This is a genomic window from Chelativorans xinjiangensis (assembly GCF_009812055.1).
In the GTDB taxonomy this organism is placed as follows: Bacteria; Pseudomonadota; Alphaproteobacteria; order Rhizobiales; family Rhizobiaceae; genus Chelativorans; species Chelativorans xinjiangense.
Genome location: NZ_WQNH01000028.1, coordinates 1 through 19207 on the forward strand (window position 1 = coordinate 1; position 19207 = coordinate 19207).

Annotated in this window: 18 protein-coding genes; 9 read left to right on the plus strand and 9 right to left on the minus strand. The window is 66.2% G+C overall.

Annotation, left to right across the window (positions count from 1 at the left end):
* Positions 1–84 precede the first annotated feature (84 nt).
* The 5 genes from GM910_RS16610 to GM910_RS16630 form a co-directional block, all read right to left on the minus strand.
* Complete coding sequence (locus tag GM910_RS16610; protein WP_159589192.1) at positions 85–729, minus strand: lytic transglycosylase domain-containing protein; 645 nt, start codon at positions 727–729, stop codon at positions 85–87.
* Positions 730–889: 160 nt separating this feature from the next.
* A complete protein-coding gene (locus tag GM910_RS16615) occupies positions 890–1657 on the minus strand; it encodes a peptidoglycan recognition protein family protein (RefSeq protein ID WP_159589194.1) in 768 nt (255 codons plus the stop codon).
* A complete protein-coding gene (locus GM910_RS16620; RefSeq protein WP_159589195.1) occupies positions 1654–2361 on the minus strand; it encodes a J domain-containing protein in 708 nt (235 codons plus the stop codon). The genes GM910_RS16615 and GM910_RS16620 overlap by 4 nt, the downstream gene beginning before the upstream one ends.
* Before the next feature lie 344 nt (positions 2362–2705).
* Positions 2706–2918: a hypothetical protein gene (locus tag GM910_RS16625; RefSeq protein ID WP_159589196.1), complete on the minus strand. Its 213-nt coding sequence runs from the start codon at positions 2916–2918 to the stop codon at positions 2706–2708.
* A gap of 146 nt (positions 2919–3064) precedes the next feature.
* Positions 3065–3586, minus strand: a complete 522-nt coding sequence (locus GM910_RS16630) for a winged helix DNA-binding protein (protein WP_159589197.1) — start codon at positions 3584–3586, stop codon at positions 3065–3067.
* 127 nt (positions 3587–3713) lie between these two features.
* Here GM910_RS16630 and GM910_RS16635 point away from each other — a divergent pair, with 127 nt between their 5' ends.
* Positions 3714–7619 carry a hydantoinase B/oxoprolinase family protein gene (locus tag GM910_RS16635; protein WP_159589199.1) on the plus strand — a complete coding sequence of 1302 codons (3906 nt, stop codon included), beginning with the start codon at positions 3714–3716 and terminating at the stop codon, positions 7617–7619.
* Between the two features lie 139 nt (positions 7620–7758).
* Here the strand turns inward: GM910_RS16635 and GM910_RS16640 are convergent, their stop codons facing one another.
* The gene (locus tag GM910_RS16640) at positions 7759–8562 is read right to left on the minus strand and encodes an aldo/keto reductase (RefSeq protein ID WP_246226193.1); all 804 of its coding nucleotides are present in this window, start codon (positions 8560–8562) and stop codon (positions 7759–7761) included.
* Positions 8563–8780: 218 nt separating this feature from the next.
* On the opposite strand from GM910_RS16640, the gene GM910_RS16645 reads away from it, so the two are divergent.
* Together GM910_RS16645 and GM910_RS16650 are read left to right on the plus strand one after the other, a co-directional pair.
* Entirely contained in the window at positions 8781–10025 is a 1245-nt protein-coding gene (locus GM910_RS16645) for a BtaA family protein (protein WP_159589201.1), read from the plus strand.
* Positions 10025–10687 (plus strand): class I SAM-dependent methyltransferase, encoded by a 663-nt coding sequence (locus GM910_RS16650; RefSeq protein WP_159589203.1) that lies wholly within the window; start codon positions 10025–10027, stop codon positions 10685–10687. The genes GM910_RS16645 and GM910_RS16650 overlap by 1 nt, the downstream gene beginning before the upstream one ends.
* Positions 10688–10955: 268 nt before the next feature.
* Here the strand turns inward: GM910_RS16650 and GM910_RS16655 are convergent, their stop codons facing one another.
* A complete protein-coding gene (locus GM910_RS16655; protein ID WP_159589205.1) occupies positions 10956–12350 on the minus strand; it encodes a serine hydrolase domain-containing protein in 1395 nt (464 codons plus the stop codon).
* A gap of 62 nt (positions 12351–12412) precedes the next feature.
* Here GM910_RS16655 and GM910_RS16660 point away from each other — a divergent pair, with 62 nt between their 5' ends.
* The 3 genes from GM910_RS16660 (at position 12413) to GM910_RS16670 (ending at position 15552) form a co-directional block, all read left to right on the plus strand.
* Complete coding sequence (locus GM910_RS16660; protein WP_159589207.1) at positions 12413–13219, plus strand: glycoside hydrolase family 25 protein; 807 nt, start codon at positions 12413–12415, stop codon at positions 13217–13219.
* Between the two features lie 32 nt (positions 13220–13251).
* Positions 13252–14430 carry a lytic murein transglycosylase gene (locus tag GM910_RS16665; RefSeq protein ID WP_159589209.1) on the plus strand — a complete coding sequence of 393 codons (1179 nt, stop codon included), beginning with the start codon at positions 13252–13254 and terminating at the stop codon, positions 14428–14430.
* Positions 14431–14619: 189 nt separating this feature from the next.
* A complete protein-coding gene (locus tag GM910_RS16670; protein ID WP_159589211.1) occupies positions 14620–15552 on the plus strand; it encodes a DMT family transporter in 933 nt (310 codons plus the stop codon).
* 499 nt (positions 15553–16051) lie between these two features.
* On the opposite strand, the gene metF is transcribed toward GM910_RS16670, so the two are convergent.
* Positions 16052–16972 carry a methylenetetrahydrofolate reductase [NAD(P)H] gene (gene metF, locus GM910_RS16675; RefSeq protein ID WP_159589213.1) on the minus strand — a complete coding sequence of 307 codons (921 nt, stop codon included), beginning with the start codon at positions 16970–16972 and terminating at the stop codon, positions 16052–16054.
* A complete protein-coding gene (locus GM910_RS16680; protein WP_159589215.1) occupies positions 16972–17991 on the minus strand; it encodes an ArsR/SmtB family transcription factor in 1020 nt (339 codons plus the stop codon). Before GM910_RS16680 ends, metF begins: the two co-directional genes overlap by 1 nt.
* Before the next feature lie 172 nt (positions 17992–18163).
* On the opposite strand from GM910_RS16680, the gene GM910_RS16685 reads away from it, so the two are divergent.
* The 3 genes from GM910_RS16685 to GM910_RS16695 are packed head-to-tail and all read left to right on the plus strand — an operon-like array spanning position 18164 to position 19186.
* Positions 18164–18514, plus strand: coding sequence for a DUF2293 domain-containing protein (locus GM910_RS16685; protein ID WP_159589217.1), 351 nt, complete (start codon positions 18164–18166; stop codon positions 18512–18514).
* A 16-nt stretch (positions 18515–18530) separates the two neighbouring features.
* A complete protein-coding gene (locus tag GM910_RS16690; protein ID WP_159589219.1) occupies positions 18531–18815 on the plus strand; it encodes a toxin-antitoxin system TumE family protein in 285 nt (94 codons plus the stop codon).
* On the plus strand, positions 18812–19186 hold the full coding sequence (locus GM910_RS16695; RefSeq protein WP_159589221.1) for an HVO_A0114 family putative DNA-binding protein: 375 nt from the start codon (positions 18812–18814) through the stop codon (positions 19184–19186). The genes GM910_RS16690 and GM910_RS16695 overlap by 4 nt, the downstream gene beginning before the upstream one ends.
* Positions 19187–19207: the final 21 nt, after the last annotated feature.

Consider the following 19207-nt stretch of genomic DNA (forward strand, 5'->3'; position numbering starts at 1 on the left):
GGCGCTGCCGTGAAGAACCTGTCCCATAGTGCATCCTTCCATTCCTGGGAAAACAATGCACCATCAAAATGCGGGATCAAACAACTAGCTGCCACCCAAAATGCGCTTCACCTTGGCGCAGTAGGCCGAGGAGACGGGGTTCATGCGCTTGGCGCCGTGGCCGGCATTGTACCGCAGGATGGCGCCGCAGGTGTCGCCGCCTCCCAGCGTATAAGCGCCGGCGAGATATTTCATGCCGTATTTGATGTTCGTCTCGGGGTCGTAGAGCGCCTTGACGGATCCGCGGTAGCCCATGCCCCGAGCGGTGGACGGCTTGATCTGCATCAGGCCGATTTCGCCCGCCCTGCCACGCGCCGAGGCGCGGTAATTGCTCTCCACCGAAATGACGGCATGCGCGAGCGCCACCGGCACGCCGTATTCGCTGGCATAGCGCGAAACAATCGTGTGGTAGGCGTGTCTGGCGTCGGGCTGTTTGGCTACGCTCACCTTCTTGGCGGTGCCGCCGGCGAACTCTTCCAGGCGAGCTATCTTTTCCTCGTCTTTGGCCGTGGGCGCGGTCTTTCCACCTCGTATAACCTGCTTGATCAAAGGGGCGAGCGACCCCTTGTTGGTGCCGTTTGCATTGGCTTTCACAGTGGCAGGCGTGTTGGGAGAATCGTCCGCGGCCTCGGAGCCGCCCGTCGTCATGCCGACAACGAGCGTTGCCGCAACAAGAATTTTGATGTGCATTGTAATCCGTTTATTTTGCCGCTGCGGGCGCAGCGTGTTTTGTTGATTGCACGGCGTGGAAAAACCCCGCCGCCGACCCAGCGGGGCGTGTCGCAGGCAAAAATGCGCCAATGAGGGCTTACTCACTCAATAAAATTAACACTTTGAAATATTTAGCGATTCAGCCGACAGCGTTCTTCGGCAGCGCGGACAGGAGCCGCGCAAGCGTGTCGCGGGTCGAGGGATCGGCGGCGCCGTCCACCCGCGCCGGGCGGAAATGGCGCTGGAAGGCGCTCACCACGGTCGCTGTCGCGGCATCGAATAAGCCCGTTATCTCAACGCCGTACCCATAGAGCGCCAGCATCGTCTGCAGCGTCTCCACCGCCTCGCCCCGGTCTCCCTCGGCGAGCACCCGACCGTCCGTCAGCGGCGCCGGCACGACATGATGGCCGACCCCCTCGCGCGCCAGGAGATCCCAGGGGAACTTTTCGCCCGGATCGACCTTGCGACCAGGTGCCACGTCCGAATGGGCAAGCACCCTTTGCGGCGCAATTGGATGCCGCCGGCACAAATCGCGGCACAGGGCGATCACCGCGGCGATCTGCTGGGCGGGAAAATCCGGATAGCCGAGCTCGTGGCCGGGATTGACGATCTCGATGCCGATGGAAAAAGAGTTGACGTCGCTTACCCCCTGCCAGGAGCCCCTGCCGGCGTGCCACGCGCGCGCGCCCTCGCGCACCATCTGCACGACGCGCCCGTCCTCATGCACGAGATAGTGTGCCGAGACCTCGCTTTCGGGATCGCACAGCCGGCGCTCCGCCGCCTCGCCGCTCTCCATGCCCGTATAATGCAGGATCAGCGCGTCGGGCCGCATCCCGCTGCGCCGCGCGCCGAAATTGGGGGAGACGCGCACGTGCGCCGGCGCGTATTCGGCGGTGAAGCCGATCATGCCGGCCGCCGGCTTTTCTCGAGCTGCTCGTAGGCCGCGTTGAGCGCGGCGACGCGGGTGTTGGCGATGGCGATGAACTCCTCCGGCACGCCGCGCGCGATCAGGCGGTCGGGATGGCTTTCGGCCACCAGTTCCCGATAGCGGCGCCTGATCTCCTGAAAGGGGGCATCGCGCCCGACGCCGAGCAGGATGTACGGATCGCCCTCCCCCGCCGCCACGTGCCTGGCGCGGATTTGCGCATAGTGCCTCTCGCTGATGCCGAAGATCTCCGCCACGCGGGCGAGAAACGCCTGCTCCCCATCGTGCAGCACGCCGTCGGCCTTGGCGATGTGGAACAGCCCGTCGAGAATGTCCTCCAGCATCGCGCAGTTGGGCCTGCCCGAGCCGCACAGCCCGGCCATCTGCCGTGCATAGGCCTCGAAGCCGGCCACGTCCTTCTTGGCGAGGTCGTAGAGGCGGGCGACATTGCGCATTTCCTCGCGCGGCACGGAGAATATCTCATGGAAGGCACGCACCTCGTCCGGCGTCACGATGCCGTCGGCCTTGGCCATCTTTGCCGACAGCGCGATCAACGCGATGGAAAAGGCCACTCGCCGCCGCAGCTCCGGATCGCCCTTGAAAGCCGTGCGCACCGCCTCGACCAGCGCCGAAACGCCGCCGGATGCGCGGGTCAGGAGTTCGGAGATGCGGACAAGGATGCTCATCGCCGGCACTTTTAAAACGATTTGCCGTCGAATTCGAGGCTGGATTTTCGCCATGCCCGGCCGTGACGGGAAAGCCCGTCTCCAACCGCCCGCGCGCGCAAAAAAGAAAGGCCGGTGACCCGGCCTTTCTCATGGAAGCCCAGCCGAAACCCGTCTCCCCTGGCGACTAGTGGTGCGATCCTGACAGATGGTACCCATCTGTCAGGACAAATCGCCCCACCAGACCAATAGCTTGTGGGCTGACCTTTCCAAACGGATGGGTACCATCCGTTTGGGTCGGACCACTAGAGACAAACGCCATCGGAGGGGGATTTCGGTGCGGACCTCGAACTGTTGGGAAAGCGTTACTGCTGCGTGTCTCCGCCCGTCCCGCCGGTATCGGGCTCAAGGCCCTGTGTCGTTGTATCGTCCGTTCCCTCCGCCGGCTCTTCCAGCGGCGCCGTCTGCTCGGCACCGCCAGTGTCGCCACCCGGCGCAGCCGTATCACCGCCCTCGCCGCATGCCGCAAGCCCCACAAGGGCCGCCGCGGACAAAAGCCCGATGAAAACCTTGTTCATTTCACGTCTCCTTTTCAGGCAAGCCTGACGGCGGGCACAAGCCCCACGTCGGGCAGCCGCGGCAGGAATGCGCACCATCGTTCGGGGGTTTCCTCACATTTCGTGAAGAGCGGTCACGGTTGGGTGATCGGCCGCGCCGCCGCCTCTCACAGAATGGTGGCGCTGCGGGCGGCCTGATCGTACTGGCCGGAGATACTGCGCATGGTGGCGGCGATGCCCGACAGCGCCTTTTCATCCAGGTTGAGCCGCTTCATGCTGTCCACCAGCAGGCCCTCGCGCACCTCGTGATAGCGCCGGCAGGCCTCGACGCCCTTTTCCGTCGCCTTCACCGTCTTCTCCTTGCCGCGCCGGCTGCTCTTTACGAGGTCGAGCGCCGCCAGCTTGTTGATGGCGTAGGTGACGACGTGGGTGTCTTCGATGTTGAACATCATGCACAGTTCCGACAGCGTCTTCTCGCGCCCGCGGTGGGCGACGGCGTGCAAGAGGTGCACGGCGACCGGCTGCAGCCCCGATACGCCGGCCGCCGCCATGCAGCGCACCATCCATCGCTCGAACGAGTGGTGCATCAGCGTCATGGCATACTCGATTTCCGACAGCGCCGGCATGCCCCCGGCCGCAAGATGCGCGGCGGCAACGATGGGCCCTATTCCCTTGTTCTCCTCAGTCATGATCACCTCGAAGACAATGCGACGGCGCGAGGGTGGCACGTTGAGATAATTTGTCAATAAATTATTGACGTTTTATTCCTGACGTGGTTTTGCTGAGGCAGTGGCCGATGCAAAAAGGAGCGAGCGCATGACTGCCGGCAGATGGGACTTCTGGATTGACCGTGGCGGCACCTTCACCGACGTCATCGGCCGCGACCCCGAAGGCCGGCTTCATGCGCGCAAGCTGCTGTCGGAAAACCCCGAAGCCTACCGCGACGCCGGCATCCAGGGCATCCGCGAGCTCCTGGGCGTTAAGGCCGGCGAGCCCATGCCCTCGCACCTGATCGGCGAGGTGAAGATGGGCACCACGGTCGCCACCAACGCGCTTCTGGAGCGCAAGGGCGACCGCGTTCTCCTGCTCGTCACCAAAGGCTTTCGCGACGCCCTGAAGATCGCCTACCAGGCCCGCCCCGACATCTTCGCCAAGGAGATCGTGCTGCCCGAACAGCTCTACGAGCGCGTCGTCGAGGTGCCGGAGCGCGTGCGCGTCGACGGCACGGTGGAGACGGCACTCGATCTTGCAGCGGTGCGCGCTAAGATGGAGGCGGCGAGAAAGGACGGCATCGACGCCGTGGCGGTCGTCTTCATGCACGCCTGGAAATACCCGGAGCACGAGAAGGAGGCCGCCGAACTTGCCCGCGCCCTCGGCTTCTCGCAAGTTTCGGCGAGCCACGAGACGTCGCCGCTGATAAAGCTCGTCGGCCGCGGCGACACGGCGGTGGTCGACGCGTATCTGTCCCCCATCCTTGCGCGTTATGTGCGGCTAGTGGCGGGCGAGCTTGGAATCCAATCGCATGATACGTCGGCGCGCGTCTCGCCCCCCTCTGTCCTGCCGGACATCTCCCCCACGAGGGGGGAGATTGGTGGTGGTGATGACGGCACATCTCTTAGGAAGGGACGAACGGCTGATGACGGCGCAATCTCCCCCCTCGTGGGGGAGATGTCCGGCAGGACAGAGGGGGGCGAGACGGGCGCCGACAAAGCCGACCGCGATCCCCCCTTCCCCCGCCTCAAGTTCATGATGTCGTCCGGCGGGCTCACCGCGGCCGACATGTTCCAGGGCAAGGACGCCATCCTCTCCGGCCCCGCCGGCGGCGTGGTGGGCATGGTGGAGACGGCGCGCATCGCCGGTTTCGAGAAGGTGATCGGCTTCGACATGGGCGGCACCTCGACCGACGTCGCCCATTACGAGGGCGAATATGAACGCGCCTTCGACACCGAGGTGGCCGGCGTGCGCATCCGCGCGCCGATGATGCGCATCCACACGGTGGCCGCCGGCGGCGGCTCCGTCCTGCACTATGAGGACGGCCGCCTTAAGGTCGGTCCCGATTCGGCCGGCGCCAACCCCGGCCCCGCCTGCTACCGCCGCGGCGGCCCCCTCGCCGTCACCGACGCCAACCTCATGCTGGGCAAGCTGCAGCCGGATTTCTTCCCGGCGATCTTCGGCCCCGGCCAGGACCAGCCGCTCGACGCCGACACCGTGCGCGAGCGTTTCACCGCCCTGGCGGAAAGGGTCGGCGACGGCCGCCGCCCGGAGGTCGTGGCCGAGGGCTTCGTCACCATCGCCGTCGAGAACATGGCCAACGCCATCAAGAAGATCTCCGTCCAGCGCGGCTACGACGTCACCCGCTACCTGCTCAACTGCTTCGGCGGCGCCGGCGGCCAGCACGCCTGCCTGGTGGCCGACGCGCTGGGCATGGAATCCGTCCTCATCCACCCCCTCTCCGGCCTTCTCTCGGCCTACGGCATCGGCCTTGCCACCGTCTCGGCCTCGCGCCAGAAGGCGCTGATCAAGCCGCTGTCTAAGGCCGCCCTCCCCGAGATCGAGGCGCTGATCGCCGAATTGCGCGAGGAGGTGGGGAAGGAACTCGCCGACCAGGGCATCGCGGCCGCGACCACCGAGTGGCGCCTGCGCCTCGAGGTCCGCTACGACGGCACCGATACGACGCTCTCCGTCCCCTTCGACGAGCGCTCCATCGACGCCGCCAGAACCGCCTTCGAGAGCGCCCACAAGGCGCAGTTCGGCTTCGTCTACGACGACAAGCCGATGGTCGTCGAGGCGGTCAATGTCGAGGGCGTGGACGCCCGCGCGGCGGGGCCGGAAGAGCCGTCCCTTGCCGTCAACGACACCGCGCCGGAACCGCACGTCACCCGCCGCATCTTCTGCGAGGGAGAATGGCGCGAAGCCGGCATCTTCCGCCGCGCCGACCTGTCCCCCGGCAACCGCATCGACGGCCCTGCGCTCGTCATCGAGGACAACCAGACGATCGTCGTCGAGCCCGGCTGGCAGGCCGGGATCACGGCGCGCAATCACGTGCTCATGCGCCGCGTCGAGAAGAAGCCGCGCCAGGCAGCCCTCGGCACCGCGGCCGATCCGGTCATGCTGGAGGTCTTCAACAACCTCTTCATGTCGATCGCCGAGCAGATGGGCGTGACGCTCCAGAACACCGCCTATTCGGTGAACATCAAGGAGCGGCTCGACTTCTCCTGCGCCGTCTTCGACCGTAACGGCGCGCTGGTTGCCAACGCCCCGCACATGCCGGTGCATCTGGGCTCCATGGACCGCTCGGTGGAGACCATCATCCGCCTCAACGAAGGCGACATCCGCCCCGGCGACGTCTTCGCGCTCAACGCCCCCTATAACGGCGGCACGCACCTGCCCGACATCACCGTCGTGACGCCGGTGTTCGATGGTGAGGAGTGGTCGGCCGACGGCCGATCGATCGACAACGATTTGTCGATCGAAACGACGAACGCCCGGAGCCATAGCGAAGGGCCGGGCAACATACTCTTTTGGGTCGCCTCGCGCGGCCACCACGCCGATGTCGGCGGCACGGCGCCCGGCTCCATGACGCCGCTCGCCACCAATGTGGACGAGGAGGGCGTGCTGTTCGACAATTTCCGCCTCGTCGAACGCGGCCGCTTCCGCGAGAAGGAACTGCACCACCTCCTCACCGACCACCCCTACCCCGCCCGCAACCCGCACCAGAACATCGCCGACCTGAAGGCGCAGATCGCCGCCAACGAAAAGGGCGTGGCGGAACTGAGGAAAATGGTCGCCGACTTCGGCCTCGACGTGGTCGAGGCCTATATGGGCCATGTCCAGGACAACGCCGCCGAAAGCGTGCGCCGCGTGCTGGAACGCCTGCCCGACGTCTCCGAATACGAGTACCCGACCGACACGGGCCAGGTGATCAAGGTGAAGATCACGGTGGACCGGGAAAAGCGCGAGGCGACGGTCGATTTCACCGGCACCTCGCCTGTGATGAAGAACAACTTCAACGCGCCGGAGCCCGTCGCCCGCGCTGCCGTGCTTTACGCCTTCCGCGTCATGGTGGAGGGCTCCATCCCCATGAACGCCGGATGCCTGCGCCCGATCAGGATCGTCATCCCGGAAGGGTGCATGCTGCGCCCCGCCTACCCGGCCGCCGTGGTGGCCGGCAACGTGGAGACCTCGCAGCACGTCACCAACGCGCTGTTCGCCGCCATGGGGGCGCTTGCCAACGCGCAAGGGACGATGAACAACCTGACCTTCGGCAACGAGACCTACCAGTATTACGAGACCATCTGCTCCGGCTCTCCCGCCGGCCGCATGAACGACGGCCGCGGCTTCAACGGCACGAGCGGTGTCCACACCCACATGACCAACTCCCGCCTCACCGATCCGGAGATCCTGGAGCTGCGCTTCCCCGTGCTTCTCGAGGATTTCCACATCCGCGAGGGCTCCGGCGGCAAGGGCAGGTGGAACGCCGGCAACGGCACGCGGCGCACCCTGCGCTTCCTGGAAACCATGGAATGCGCCATCCTCTCCTCCCACCGCACCGTGCCGCCGCGCGGTATCAACGGCGGCGGCGACGGCCAACTCGGCAAGACGGAGGTGCGCCGCAAGGACGGCCGCATCGAGCGGCTGAAGGGCTGCGACCAGACCGTGGTGGAGGCCGGCGAAGCGGTGATCGTGACGACGCCAACGGCGGGCGGATTCGGGCGGGGGTGAGAGGTCTCCTCGGTCAGGCGTGAGGGGTGGGGTATCCACCCTTCGATAAGCCTTTAAAGTTAGGCGGGCGCGAAAGGGGTGCCGACCATCTTGATTTCCAATTTAATGTTAGGATGCGCCGGCGAAACAGCCCCCATCCCTAAGCGTACGGAAGCTTCCCAAGCGACGAAAAGCGCTCGTTCAACCCATTGAGCCGCGCCATGTCGTCCTCGCCAAGTTCGAAATCGAACACGTCGATATTTTCCGCCAGGTGCGCGGGCAAGTTGGCCTTCGGCACGGCAGCCGTGCCGCGCTGCAGGTTCCAGCGGATCAGCACCTGGGCGGGCGACTTGCCGTGCTTGGCGGCGATCTCCCCAAGCCTCGCGTCGTCGAGCCGCTTGCCGCGCGTCAGCGGGCTGTAGGCCTGGATGATCATCCTCTTCTCGTTCGCGTAGCGCAGCATGTCGTCGCTGTGGCCGAACGGGCTCCACTCGATCTGGTTGACGGTCGGCACCTCGCCCGTCGCCTCGATCAGGCGGTCGATCAGGTCGGTGGAGTAGTTGCTGACGCCGATGTCTCGCGTAAGGCCCTCTTCCTTCGCCCGGATCAGGCCGCGCCACAGCTCTTCGCCGGGCCCGGACGACGGCGGGCGGTGTATGAGCATGAGATCGGCGTGGTCGAGGCCGAGCTCGCCCAGATAGGCGCGCGTCGCCTCGTAGGCATCGTCCGTCTCTTCCACCTTGGTGACGAGATAGAAATCCGAGCGCTCGATACCGCTGCGGCGGATGCCTTCTCCGACACCCGGCTGCGTTCCGTAATCCACGGCCGTGTCGATCAGGCGATAGCCGAGTTCCAGGGCCGCGGCGACCGTTCCTGCCGTATCGTCCGTGAGTTGCCAGGTGCCGAGACCGAATGCCGGCATCCTGTTGCCGGTATGCAGCGGCAGCGTGGTGTTCGCATCCATTGCCATCTCCTTGTCTTCCCGCTTGCGGACCGCCGGAGGCCCGGTCTTTCGGCTCTAACCCAGGCTCCGGCGACATGTTCCAGGCTACCCGCGGATATCGCCATGGCCGGCTGGGCGCCCTCCCATCCACAGCCCCGTCACATACCGTCACATCGCCTTCACCCGCCTGTCACGCGCCTCCGCTAGCCCCTTGGACAGTGTCCAAGGGGGATTCTCCCATGACTGACCTTTCCGCCGATATCGGCCTCTCCTCCCGCCGCCGCATCGGCAGCGCCGTCTACCAGAACGCCGCCTTGACGAAGGCGGGCCTTTCGGAGCGGCTGTTCGCCCTTCTCTTTTCCGGCCTCGTCTACCCGCAGATCTGGGAAGACCCGGAGGTCGACATGGAGGCGATGGCGCTTGCCGAGGGCCACCGCGTCGTCACCATCGCCTCGGGCGGCTGCAACATGCTGGCTTATCTGACGCGCGCGCCCGCCCGCATCGACGTGGTCGACCTCAACGCCGCCCACGTGGCCCTCAACCGGCTGAAGCTTGCCGCCTTCGCCGCGCTGCCCGCCTACGGCGACCTCCTGCGGTTCTTCGGCCGGCCCGGCGAGACGGCCAACGAAGAGGCATACGACCGCTTCATCGCACTGAGGCTCGACGCGACGAGCCGCCGCTACTGGGAGACACGCGACCTTTTGGGTCGGCGCCGCATCGGCGCTTTCGACCGCGATTTCTACCGCACCGGCCTGCTCGGCTTTTTCATCGCCACGGGCCACCGCATCGCCCGCCTGCACGGCGTCGACCCTTCCGAGATCATGCGCGCGAAAAACATCCGCGAGCAGCGCCGCTTCTTCGAGGAGCGGCTGAAGCCCCTGTTCGACAAGACGCTGGTGCGCTGGGCCACCTCGCGCAAGGCCTCGCTCTTCGGCCTCGGCATCCCGCCGGCACAATATGACGCGCTTCTGGGCTCCGGCGGCTCCATGGCCGAGGTGCTGTCCGCGCGGCTGGAAAAGCTCGCCTGCCACTTCCCGCTGAAGGACAATTACTTCGCCTGGGCCGCCTTCGCCCGGGGCTATCCGAAGGAGGGCGAAGCAACGCTTCCCGCCTATCTCCAGCGCGCCAACTTCGAGACCATCCGCGCCAACGCCGGCCGCGTCGCCGTCCACCACGCCAATTTCATCGAGCTGCTCGCCATAAAGCCCGCGGCGAGCGTCGACCGCTTCGTGCTGCTCGACGCCCAGGACTGGATGAGCGACCGGCAGCTGAACGCGCTATGGAGCGAGATCACCCGCACCGCCGCCCCCGGCGCCCGCGTCATCTTCCGCACCGCCGCCCAGCCGACGCTCCTGCCCGGCCGCGTCCCGCAGGCGCTGCTCGACCAGTGGCATTACGAATTCGCCCGCTCGCGCGATTATTCCGCGCGCGACCGCTCGGCCATCTATGGCGGCTTCCACCTCTATGTGAGGAAGGACGCCTGATGGCCGTCGCCGACAGCCCTGCCCATGCGCGGCTGATGGACGGCGTTTACCGCCGTCAGCGCCACATCTACGACCTCACCCGCAAGTTCTACCTGCTTGGCCGCGACGGCCTCATCGCCGGCCTTGCCGTGCCGCCGGGCGGCAGCGTGCTCGAACTCGGCTGCGGCACCGGGCGCAACCTGGCGCTCGCCGCCGAGCGCTACCCGCAAGCCCGGTTCTTCGGCCTCGACATCTCCCGCGTCATGCTGGAGACCGCCGAAAAGCGGATGCGCCGCGAGAAGATCGCCGGCAAGGTGCGGCTCGCCGAGGCCGACGCCTCCGCCTTCGATGCCGAAAAACTCTTCGGCAGCCGCCGCTTCGACCGCGTCTTCCTCTCCTACGCGCTCTCCATGATCCCCCCTTGGGAACGCACCATCGCCGCCGCGCTGGACTGCGTCGCCCCCGGCGGCTCGCTGCATATCGTCGATTTCGGCCGCCAGGAGCGGCTTCCCGGCTGGTTCCGCACCGGCCTCACCCACTGGCTCGCCGCCTTCCACGTGGCGCCGCGTGATTCATTGCGCGAGGTGCTTGAATCGGAGTGCGAGAGGCGCGGCGCAAGCCTTTCGTTCGACTCGCGTTTTTGCGGGTATGCGGTTCAGGCGGTGGTGAGGGTGCCGGGCTAAAGACGACGGCGTCGCCTCTAGGCGTGAGTTTTCCGGGTAGCTCGGCGCCCCTTCGCGCCCCCCTCTGTCCTGCCGGACATCTCCCCCGCACGGGGGGAGATTGGCCGTCACGGATGGTTTCGCCAACCGCAAACGTTGCAGGCAAGGCGTTTGAGCGAGCGGCCGGCGCAATCTCCCCCCTCGCGGGGGAGATGTCCGGCAGGACAGAGGGGGGCGCCAACGAGTACCGGCATCTCTGATTTTTTGATTCCACCTCTACCACTACTCCCTAATCCCTCCCATCCAACGCCTTCACCACCGCCTCCACCAGCGTCTGCGGCTTGTAGGCCAGCACGTTCGGCGTCAGGCCCATGCGTACCACCACCAGGCGGCGCGAGGGGATGATGGTGATGGTCTGCCCGTCATGGCCGATCATCCAGTAGGCGTCCTCCGGCAGGTCGAAACCCTCGTCCTGGTGCCTGTCCCGCGGCGTCGTCACGCGCGGGCCTTGCATCCACACACCGCGGCCGTATTCGCCGTCGGAGGCCCGCGTCGGCGTGCGCATCCATTTCGCCCAGCCTTCCGGCAGGACGCGCTGCCCCTCCCATACGCCGTCCTGCAGGAGAAGCTGGCCGAAGCGCGCCCAGTCGCGCGGCGAGGCATAAAGATAGGAGGAGCCGGTAAAGGTGCCGCGCGCATCGGTCTCGAAAACCGCCGTCTCCATGCCCAAGGGATCGAACAGCGCCCGCCGTGGCCATGCGAGCGCCTCCTCCGCGTCGGCGAATGTGTTCTGCCAGACGCGCGACAGGATGACGCTCGTCCCGCTGGAATAGGAAAAGTGCTCGCCGGGCCGGTAGCGCAGAGGCATGTCGGCGGCGAAACGCGCCATGTCCGGCTCCAGGTAGAGCATGCGCGTGACGTCGCTGACCCCGCCGTAATCCTCGTTGAAGGCAAGGCCGCTTTCGAGGCCGAGGAGATGGGCGACGGTGATCTCGGAACGCCGGTCGCCGGCCCATTCCGGCAGAAGGTTCTTCTCCTCGACCGAGAGCCTGCCCGCCCCCACCAGCGTGCCGGCGATGGCAGCGTTGACGGTCTTGGTCACGGACCAGCCGAGAAGCCGCCGTTCGGGGCCGGCATCGCCCACGCCCAAACGCTCGCCGACGATGCGGCCGTCGCTGACCACCACCGCGGCGCGCAGTCCGGGACCGACGATCGCCGGATCGTCGAGAAGGGCGGCGATCTCGGGATAGCCGCCGGTATCCGCCCGCTCCCCCTGCGGCCACGGCGCCGCGTCGTCACGGGAGGCCGCCGTCGGCGCCTTAATTGCCGCGCCGCGTGCCGCCGCAACGTCGCCGTCCGGCACAGCGGCACAGCCTGTGCCGTCGCGGAAGACGGCGAGCCCCTCGCCGAACACGCCGAAAAGCCCCGTCCGCACGGTCCTTTCTTCCCCGTCCACCCGCACCTGCATCAGCCTCAGGAGCGGATGGCCCGGCGCCTGCACGTCCTCGGCCAGAACGCTCTCGGCCTCGCGGCCGGCCAGGAAGACGTTGGAGCAGACGATCTTGGCGGTATAGCTCGCGCCGACGCGGATAAGCGCCGGCGGCGCCAGCCACAGCGCCAGCGCCGGAACCGCAACGACGAGAAGGCCCGCGAACCATTTGACGATGGAAAGAACGATCTGCATGGCTTATCCCCGGAGGAACACACGCACGATAGCGATTCGCCGCCGGGGAGGCTCCCGCAAAAATGCGCCTGTTGACGGTTTTGCTGCTGCTCATGTCGGTGACGGCCTGTTCGCGGGTGAGCTACGACTTCTCGGACCTCGCGCCCTCGCCTTCAGCCCCGGCACCCGCACTCAGCGGCGGCGGGCTGCGCTTTGCCGACAACGATCCCCATGAATGGGAGAAGCGCCCGCCCTGGACCTATCCCGTCCACGGCACCGACGTTTCCAAATACCAGGGCAAGGTCGACTGGAGCCGCCTGGCGCGGAGCGGCATCTCCTTCGCCTTCATCAAGGCGACGGAAGGCGGCGACCGCTTCGACGAGACCTTCAACGCGAACTGGCAGGGCGCAAGGGCCGCCGGCATCGCCCGCGGCGCCTATCATTTCTACTATTTCTGCGGCCCGGCGATCGAGCAGGCACGCTGGTTCATCCGCCACGTGCCGCGCGATGCGTCAGCCCTGCCGCCGGTGCTGGATATGGAGTGGAACCACCGCTCCCCCTCCTGCAAGCTGCGCCCGCGCCCCGAGGTAGTGCGCAAGGAAATGCAGGTTTTCCTCGACGCGGTGGAGCGGCACTACGGAAAGCGCCCCATAATCTACACATCCGTCGATTTCTTTGACAAAAACGGCCTCTCGCACTTCAAGGGCTATCCTTTCTGGCTGCGCTCGGTGGCCGGTCATCCGGATGACAAATATGGCAATCACCCTTGGGCCTTCTGGCAATATACGGGAACGGGCGTCTTGCCCGGCATCGAGGGAAACGCCGACATCAACGTTTTCCACGGCAGCGCCAAAGCCTGGCGGGAATGGTTGAAGGCCTACACCAGCTGATGGTGCCCGTGGTCATATGGAGGGAGAAAGGCATGTATTTGCGAAGCCCCTTGTTCGCGGCCGTAGCCGCCCTTTCAATGACGACGACGGCCGCCGCCCAAGAATGCGGTGGTGATTTCGCCGCCTGGCGCGCCGGCGTCGAGGCGGAGGCGGCAAGCCAGGGCGTCGGCGCCGCCGGGCTTTCAGCGCTCGGCCGCGCCTCCTTCGACCAGCGGGTGATCAACAGCGACCGGGCGCAGGGCGTCTTCACGCAGACCTTCCGCGAGTTCGCCAGCCGCATGATCAACGACTACCGCCTCACCCACGGCCGGCGGAACCTTGACAGATACGCCGACACCTTTGCCCGCGCCGAGCGGGAATTCGGCGTTCCAGGGCCGGTCATCGCCTCCTTCTGGGCGCTGGAGACGGATTTCGGCGCCGTGCAGGGCGACTTCTCCACCCTCAACGCACTCGCCTCGCTGGCCCACGACTGCCGGCGGCCGGAGATCTTCCGTCCCGAGCTGATCGCCCTTCTGAAGCTCATCGACCAGGGCGCGGTGACGGCCGACGTCACCGGCGCCTGGGCGGGGGAAATCGGGCAGTTGCAGATGCTGCCGAGCGACTACCTTGAAAAGGGCGTGGACGGCGACGGCGACGGCCGCGTCGACCTCAAGGGCAGCGCGCCCGACGCCATCCTGACGGCGGCAAGGGCCATCGGCGCGCTCGGCTGGAGGGCCGGCGAGCCGTGGCTCGACGAGGTGCGCGTGCCGGGCGACCTTCCCTGGGGAGAGGCCGGGCTGACGAACAAGCTGCCGCGCGGTGAATGGGCTGGGTTCGGCGTCACCCGCCGCGACGGCAGCCCGTTGCCGGCCGACGCCCTTCCCGCCCGCCTCATCCTGCCCATGGGCCATAAGGGGCCCGCCTTCCTGGCCTACGACAATTTCGACATCTACCTCGAATGGAACCAGTCGCTGGTCTACACGCTGACCGCCGCGCACCTTGCCGCCCGCTTCGACGGCGCGCCCGCCTTCGACCCGCGCAGCCCGGAGCCCGGCCTGGCGCCGGAGGTCGTCAAGCAGCTCCAGCAGAAGCTCGCCGACCGCGGCTATAACGTCGGCGGCATCGACGGCATTCTCGGCTTCAACACCCGCGAGGCGGTACGCCTGGAGCAGCTGCGCCTTGGCCTGCCGGCGGACGGCTGGCCCACGGCGACGCTTTTCTCGAATTTGTAGCCCAGCGCGAAGGGGCGCCGGCATCTCCAGGCTTCCAGCACCCAAACGCAACCCGCGTTACCCGTGCACTCGCCCCACGCCTCGCCGCAGCCTCGTGCCACGGCGGCGATCGCCGTTGTGCCAGCGTCGAAAACGGGTGGTGGCGGATGGTGCCGGTGTTAAGGATGCCCTTTCACGAGGGAGAACGCCATGGCCGCCGGGACCAGCGCTGCGACCGCCCGCCCGATGTCGCTGCAGGACTGGGCGCTGCTGATCCTGCTCGGCGCCATCTGGGGCGGGTCCTTCTTCTTTGCCCGCATCGCGGTGGCCGAGATCGCGCCGCTGGCGCTCGTCATGTTCCGCGTGGCGATCGCCGCCCTCGTGCTGCAGCTCTGGCTCGCCCTGCGCGGCCCGAGCTTCCGCCTCGCCTTTCCCATGGCCGGCAGCTTCTTCGTCATGGCGACGCTCAACAACATCATCCCCTTCTCCCTCATCTTCCTCGGCCAGACGGAGCTCGGCGCGGGGCTTGCCTCCGTGCTCAACGCCACCACCCCGTTCTGGACGGCGATCCTCGCCAACATGCTGACCAAGGACGAGAAACTCTCCCTGAACAAGCTTGCCGGCATCGGCTTCGGCATCGCCGGCACGGCGGTGATGATCGGCCCAGGCCTCGTTGCCGGCATCGGCGGGCCGATCTGGGCCAAGTTCGCCCTCGTCGGCGCCGCCGTCTCCTACGGCTTCGCCTTCATCTTCGCCCGCCGCTTCCGCGCCATCCCGCCGCCCGTGGTGGCGACGGGCCAGCTCACCGCCTCGACCGTCGTCATGGTCCCCCTGGTGATGCTGGTGCACGGGCCGGAGGGCCTGTTCTCGGCAAGCGCGCATGTCTGGGCGGCGGTCGTCGCGCTCGCCGTGCTCGCCACCTCCTTCGCCTATATCCTCTATTTCCGCATCATCGCGTCCGCCGGCGCCACCAACGCCTCGCTCGTCACCCTCATCGTGCCGGTCAGCGCCATCCTGCTCGGCGCCCTGTTTCTCGGCGAGAGGCTGGAGACGTTCGAGATCGCCGGCATGCTTTTGATCGGGCTCGGGCTGATCACCATAGACGGGCGCCTTCTCAGACCGCGCCAAAGCGCGCGTCTGTGAAGTTATTAACACAACGTGAAGGGAGGCGTTTGCGCAGGAAATTCAAGCGGCAATGCAAGGTCGGGAGAAGCGTTTTTCACAAAGCTGCTGCAGCGCAGCATAGAAAGCTCTTGGCAATGCCGCGTGAGAAACCGTAGAATCCGGCTTCAGTCTGCAGAGGAGGCATTCGCTTATGGGACTGACACGGCCACTAAACGCGCTCGTGATATGTGCAGCTTTCGCATTCATCGGCGCAGTCATCATGGGGGTCCTTCCGTAAGCAGCAGAATAAGAAAAGACGGGAAGAAACTGAAACAGTTCAGGAAAGGCCGGGGCGACCCGGCCTTTTCTGTTGCGCGCAGCGGCATCGGCCCGAAAACCGGAATCGAAATTTCGGGCCGATGCCTAGATTCAACGACTTAGAGCATGATCCCGAAAAGTGGATACCGGTTTTCGGATAAGATCATGCTAAAACAAAGAGATAGATCGTGACGCCGATTCCACGAAAAGGCATCACGATCTAGGCGGCCGCCGGCTGCACGCCGATCCTCTCCATCACCGGCCGTATGCCGATCATGTGGCAGATGGCGAAGACGAGGTCGGCGCGGTTCATCGTGTAGAAGTGGAAATCCTCCACGCCGCGCTCGACGAGGTCGAGCACCTGTTCCGCCGTTACCGCCGCGGCGACGAGCTGGTGCGTGGCCGGGTCGTCTTCCAGCCCCTGGAAGCGCTCGGCCAGCCACGCCGGCACATGCGCCCCGCACTGCCCGGCAAAGCGCGTCATCTGCGTGAAATTGTGCACCGGCAGGATGCCCGGCACGATGGGGATGTATATGCCGGCGCGCCGCGCCCGCTCGACATAGCGCTCGTAGACGTCGTTGTCGAAGAAGAACTGGGTGATGGCGCGCGTGGCGCCGTTGTCCACCTTGCGCTTCAGCATCTCGATGTCGGTGGCGAAATCCGGGCTTTCGGGATGCTTTTCCGGATAGGCGGAGACGGAGATGTCGAAATCGCCGTGGCGCGAAAGCGCCCCCACCAGCTCCGCCCCGTTGGTGTAGCCGTTCGGGTGCGGCCGGTAGTTGGCACCCACGCCTTCGGCCGGATCGCCGCGCAGCGCCACGAAGCGCTTCACGCCCATCCCGGCGAACTCGCGGATGACGGCATCGACCGCATCGCGGTCCGCGTCGACGCAGGTCAGGTGCGCGGCCGGCGTCAGCGCCGTCTCCTCCAGGATACGCCGCACCGTGCGCGCCGTGCGCTCCCGCGTCGTGCCGCCGGCACCGTAGGTGACGGAGACGAAGTCGGGATCGAGCGGCGCCAGCCGCCTCACGGTCTCCCACAGCCGGCGCTCCATCTCGTCCGTCTTGGGCGGAAAGAACTCGAAGGAGACGCGGATTTTCTCGCCCTTGTCCGTGCGGCGGGAAAAGCGGTACCGGGACATCACGCAATCTCCTCGCGCGCCTTGGTTTCTGTTTCGTTGCCGGCAATCAGGATGCGCCGGTCGCGCGCCAGCCACAGCTTCACCGTCAGTCCGTCGGTAGCCTCGCCCCGGGGCGCGAAAGCGCGCGTCTCCTCAAGGTCGAGTTCGGCCTCGCCCAGCCATTCGGCGATCTGCCGGTCGGTGAAGCCGAGGCGCAGATGCGCATGCTCCTCGCGCAGGAATTCGTGCCCGTGCGGCGCGAAGTCGACGATCAGCAGCCGCCCGCCGGGGCGCAGAAGGCGCGCCGCCTCGCGGATCGCCAACGCCGGGTCCTCCAGGTAGTGCAGAACCTGGTGGATGGTGACGAGATCGTGCGCGTCGCGCTCCACCGGCGGCGCATAGATGTCGCCGAGGCGCACCTGCGCTTGGCCCACGCCGGCGCGCTCCAGATTGGCGCGCGCCACGGCCAACATCTCGCGCGACAGGTCGATGCCGACGCCGCGCCGGTAAAGCGGCGCGAACAGCTCCAGAAGCCGCCCCGTGCCGGTGCCGAGATCGACCATGGACTGGAACGAGCGCTCCCCCACCAGCGCCTTCAGCCCCGCCTCGACGGCGGCATCAGGCACGTGCAGGGAGCGGATCTGGTCCCAGCTCGCCGCGTTCTTGGCGAAATACTCAGCCGCCCGCTCCTGCCGGCGCCGCTTGATGGCTTCGAGCCGCTCCAGATCGCGGTCCGTCACCGGGTCCGCGCGGTCGATGCGGGCCACCACGCCGTCGACGAACTCGCGTGCCGCATCCGCCTCCGACAGGCGGAAGAAGGCCCACGAGCCCTCCTGGTAGCGGGCGATGAGATCGGCATCGAGCAAGAGCTTCAGGTGGCGCGAGACGCGCGGCTGCGACTGGTTGAGGATTTCGGTCAGGTCGGAAACGGTCAGATCCGCGTGCGACAGGAGGACGAGAATGCGCAGCCTGCTCGGCTCGGCCGCCGCCTTCAGGATATCCACCATCGCGTCCAGCCGTATCGTCGGGCGTGTCAGCATGCGCCTCTCCAACAAAGATATAAAGATATGTTTATATGGATTGCATCGAATTGGCAAGCCCGCGCGCTTGTGAAACCCTTCGCGGCACGTCAAAGAGCAGATGCGTTTCAATAGGGCTTGGCCGACGGGAAAGCAGAATGCACGAATCGTTCGGCAGCAAGGAGAGAGCGCAATGAAGGTCTCGACCGCCCGCCAGCGCGCGGTGAACAAGGCGCTGACGGCGCTCCTGCCCCAGGCGCCCTATTCCGACACGGAGAAAATCCGCGCCCTGGCGGGCGACCGCAAGCTGCGCGCCCTGCCACCCTCGATCGCCGTGTGGCTGGCAACGGTCGCCCATGTGCGCCACGAGCACAGCGACTACGACGATCTTCTGGCCGAAGGCTACGACCGCGACGCGGCGCGCTTCTTCGTGGTCGACCGGATCAACGACGTTCTGACGGGCTGGCGGGCGACACGGCTACTCGATGCGGAGAAGGATGAGGGCGACATGGGCGTTGGCGTATTTGACAACAGATCGGGGTGATGGCATATATGCCAACATGAAGGCGAAGCTCGTCCGCAGCGAGAAGAATGACTTTCCGGACGGCTCGATCATCGAGATGGTCATATGGGAAGTGCCTCGTCCCGTGGTCGGGAGCAACCATTTCTACAAGTATCGCTTGTTCTTCGGCCGTGACGGCAGGCGGATCGTCGGCTTCGACAATGAGCGGGGAAAAGGGGATCACTGCCATTTGGACGGTGTTGAATATCCCTATGTTTTTACCACCGCGGAAAAGCTGATGGAGGACTTTTTCGCCGAGGTTCGAAAGAGGAGGCTGAAATGAAGCGTGCAGCCATTCGCATCCGGCACGGAATGGATATCGATGCCGAAATGGAGGAGATGGGCAAGAGATTTGTGGAAACCTGGCACAGCGGCAAGCCCGCCGATCCTCTTCTCACCCTCACCTTCAGTTCGCCGGCGCAGCTCTTCTCGGTCATCACGCCGAAGCGCTGGGAGCTGATCGAGCGCCTGCAGGGTATCGGGCCTTCCTCCATCCGCGGCCTGGCGCGCGCGCTGGAGCGCGACGTCAAGCGCGTGCACGAGGATGTCACGACCCTGATCGAGTGGGGCCTGGTGGAACGCACCGAGGACGGCAAGGTGGAAGTGCCCTTCGAGGTCATCCACGCCGATTTCGACCTGCGCGCCCTCGCCTGAGCGCCCTCAGAGACTGTTCGG